Origin of the sequence: Pseudoalteromonas sp., from assembly GCF_041613455.1 — a bacterium.
In the GTDB taxonomy this organism is placed as follows: domain Bacteria; phylum Pseudomonadota; class Gammaproteobacteria; order Enterobacterales; family Alteromonadaceae; genus Pseudoalteromonas.
Window position 1 is genome coordinate 1 of sequence record NZ_JBFJHD010000274.1, and the last position, 3,437, is coordinate 3,437.

4 protein-coding genes are annotated in these 3,437 nt (G+C 42.2%); 3 read left to right on the plus strand and 1 reads right to left on the minus strand.

Going from position 1 to position 3,437, the window contains the following annotated elements; all coding sequences use genetic code 11:
• A partial coding sequence (locus ABYB02_RS15770; RefSeq protein WP_372763346.1) for a glucosamine-6-phosphate deaminase occupies positions 1 to 630 on the plus strand: 630 nt, incomplete at its 5' end.
• Between the two features lie 66 nt (positions 631 to 696).
• On the opposite strand, the gene ABYB02_RS15775 is transcribed toward ABYB02_RS15770, so the two are convergent.
• Positions 697 to 1,227, minus strand: coding sequence for an acyloxyacyl hydrolase (locus ABYB02_RS15775; RefSeq protein ID WP_372763347.1), 531 nt, complete (start codon positions 1,225 to 1,227; stop codon positions 697 to 699).
• A 279-nt stretch (positions 1,228 to 1,506) separates the two neighbouring features.
• On the opposite strand from ABYB02_RS15775, the gene ABYB02_RS15780 reads away from it, so the two are divergent.
• Both ABYB02_RS15780 and ABYB02_RS15785 read left to right on the plus strand, forming a co-directional pair.
• Positions 1,507 to 3,126 (plus strand): esterase/lipase family protein, encoded by a 1,620-nt coding sequence (locus tag ABYB02_RS15780; RefSeq protein WP_372763348.1) that lies wholly within the window; start codon positions 1,507 to 1,509, stop codon positions 3,124 to 3,126.
• Positions 3,127 to 3,267: 141 nt separating this feature from the next.
• Positions 3,268 to 3,437 (plus strand): nucleoside-diphosphate kinase (locus ABYB02_RS15785; protein WP_372763349.1); only part of this gene is annotated, 170 nt, incomplete at its 3' end.

A 3,437-nucleotide genomic window follows, 5' to 3' on the forward strand; every position in this document is an offset into this window, starting at 1 on the left:
CAAGTCAGTACCTTTAATTTAGATGAGTACTACGCTATTGATGCACATAGCGTCAATAGCTACCGCTACTTTATGGATCAGCAGTTGTTTAACCATATCGATATTGACTTAGACAACACCTACCTCCCCACGTGTAATGCCCAGCAAGATCCCAGAGAGCAAGGAGTAAAATTTGAACGTAAAATAGCTGAACTTGGTGGTATTGATCTGCAGTTACTCGGAATTGGTGGTAATGGTCATATTGGCTTTAATGAACCATCATCCAGCTTTGCATCACGCACACGTATTAAGTCGTTAACCGAACAAACCATTAAAGACAATAGCCGGCTATTTGCCGACGATGAACTGCAACCTAAAATGGCAATGACCATGGGGATTGCCACCATTATGGACGCCAAGTACGTGTTGTTACTCGCTACAGGTAAAAATAAGGCGCAAGCAGTGAATGAGATGATAAACGGGCCAATATCAGCCAGCTGCCCTGCGTCTATTTTACAAATGCATAAAAACGCCATTGTCATGCTCGACAATGACGCCGCTAGTTTGTTAGCTAATAAAGACTACTTTAACTGGGTTGGTCAGCAAAACAATCAGATAAACCAAGCTTATGGTCATTTCCCCGATTTATAAGCGGCCGTGTGATTACCCCACTTATCGCACACATAGGCTGCGATAAGTGCGCTTCTCAAGGTGGTATTAATAAAAGCGAGTATAGTTCAGAGCAATAAAATCGAGTCCCGGATTAGGTCGTTTAAAGCCGGCATTTGAGTAATGAAAGTAGCGTAAAGCAACACTTTGCTGATTGTTTTTACCAAACTGCATTACCAAGCCCAAGCGGTCTTCAAATTGATAGTGGGTACTGACATTTTTGCCGGCAAACACGGTATCATCAAGTAGCGAAACACCAATGCCAAATTCTACAAAAATAGGTTTATTTGCCAATTGGGCTATCGGGTATTGGATCACCGGTGAAATGGCGAGTACTAAGTTACTATCATACTCATTTTCTGCGCCATACTCCCACAGGTTTAAGCTTGATTCAAAATACATATTTAAATGCTCTGAATACTGCTTTAACCAATCGACATGGTACTGCATGGCGAGCTTAATCCCTGTTACATCACCCTCACCTTGAATGTAATCAATTGAATAACTTTTATTGGAGGTTGCGCCCGCCGAAAATACAATACCAACCATGAGTGTCAAACTTAGAATAATATTTTTCATAGCAATATATGCGTGTAAAGTTGAAGTTGGCGGCTATTTTAATGACATTTCTCACGCTTAAAATTTAATTAATTAGTATAAAACAATCGCCTAAATAGAATTTAATAAACTGCCAATCTCATCGTTGCTGCACAGTACGTCAGCGCCAATACGGCTGTTGTAACTGGCTTTGCAACAAATAGTCAGATTAATCTGATAACAACTGTTTAACACTTGAGAAAGTAGTCGCTAACGTGTAGATTTTAATATCGTTTTTTATAACTTTTTAGCGCAGTTATTATGCTTCGATTATTGTTAATTCTTGCAATTACTATGGTGCTCGGTGGTTGCTCTTCTGCGCGTTTTTTGCAGTTTAAAGAGCCACAGCTGCACATTCGCCATGCGTTAGGTTATGCGAAATTACCAGATTTAGAGTCGTTATCACTGGGTGCTTTACATAGTCACTGCTTGAACGTGAGCGACGATAGCGATATTGGCCTAGTATTAAGTTTGCAATGCGCAGAAACGCTTTTAGCATCGCCGCAGCTAAACCCAAATTTAAAAGCCTACGCGCTCAATCTTTATAACGACGCACTGTATAAATTATTAAAAACCAATAACAGTCAATCAAGCCTCGTTTCGGTAGCAATCAACGGCCCTAAACAATTTACCTTTGTCAGCAGTCTACAAGCTGTTGAGCCGCGATTAGCCGCTAAAACATTTGGTGAGCTTGGCCTTGCGTTAGTGGTAAAGCAACAAGCGCCTGAGGTAAACAAAGCCAAGTTTTATCCTGCAGAGGGCATTTACCGCGCCTATAATGCAAAGTTAGCCAGCATAGCCGCACAGGGGTTAACCTATCTTGTTACTATTGATATTGAGCCACTCAATAGCAGCAAAGAGGTACGCTTTGGGGATAACCACTATGCGCTAAGTTACTCACCTGCAGCCAGTTTTTTAATGTTGTTAGAAGTTGCAACCATAGATCAATTTAGTTGGCTGGGCTTTATCTCTGCCAGCGAAGCCGAAAAACGCCGTGGTATCTTTTCATTAACCCCGTTAACTGCCGACAAAGAGCCGCTAGTTATGATACACGGTTTAAATTCAGATCCGCTGATCTGGCGCTATTTAACTATAGCGATATTAAATGACGAACTGTTGAGCCAGCGCTATCAAATTTGGCACGTCTATTACCCCTCAGGTCCGCCGCCATTTTTTAATGCGATGCGAGTGCGCAAGCTGCTAAATGAGTTAAGTAAAGTGGCCAGTGGCGAACAGCGTTTTACACAAGCCACCATTATCGGCCACAGTATGGGAGGGGTGATCAGTAAAACATTAACCACTCAGAGCCAATATACCTTATGGGATGCTACGTTTACCGAAAGACCCGAGCAGCTGCTAAATAACCAGCAACGCGATATACAAGATATTTTTGTTTTTGCGCCGGTCTTTGAACACAACCGCGTGTTCTTTTTAGACACCCCACATCGCGGCTCTAGTATCGCAGAATCAGCGCTAGGCTATATCGGCGCGTCTTTGGTTACCTTACCCCTTGAGTTTACCGGGCTATTTAAAGCCTTAATCGATGAAATTGGCATTGCCAAACTCACTAAAGGGATGCTGCCATTTTTGAAAGATTACGGCCCCAATAGCGTGCAAGTGCTCAGACCCGGGCACCCGTTAATGACGGTACTGTGTGAATTACCGGTGCAAGGTGAGGCGTATAATATTATTGGCTCTACCGGCCGCTTAAGTTGTGAGCCAGGTGATGATTGCAGTGATATTAGCGACAGTGTAGTTGACTATTCCAGCGCCTATTACGACAAAGCCAAAGAGACCATTATTGTCAAATCGAGCCATAACTCCTTTCAAAGCCCTCGCGCAATCGAGTATATATTGGCCAAATTAAAACAGCATAAATAGCCAATCAGTGTCGCTAAAGAGTCGCAATAATACACAGTGCACAGTGACTATTAATAATAATTAGGATTTTTGCGTTAAAACGCGTATAATTCGCGCCCGTTAATATTCACACTTTTACTTAAAATTATTGGAGCATTAAAGATGGCTTTAGAGCGTACTTTTTCAATCGTAAAACCTGATGCAGTTGCTAAAAACCACATCGGCGCAATCTACAACCGTTTCGAAACTGCGGGTCTTAAAATCGTTGCAGCTAAAATGGTTCACCTTTCACAAGAGAAAGCTGAAGGTTTCTACGCTGAACACAGCGAACG

Coding starts and splice junctions, on each gene's coding strand:
- ABYB02_RS15775 (WP_372763347.1), bottom strand. CDS start 1,227: ATGAAAAATATTATTCTAAGTTTGACACTCATGGTTGGTATTGTATTT.
- ABYB02_RS15780 (WP_372763348.1), top strand. CDS start 1,507: ATGCTTCGATTATTGTTAATTCTTGCAATTACTATGGTGCTCGGTGGT.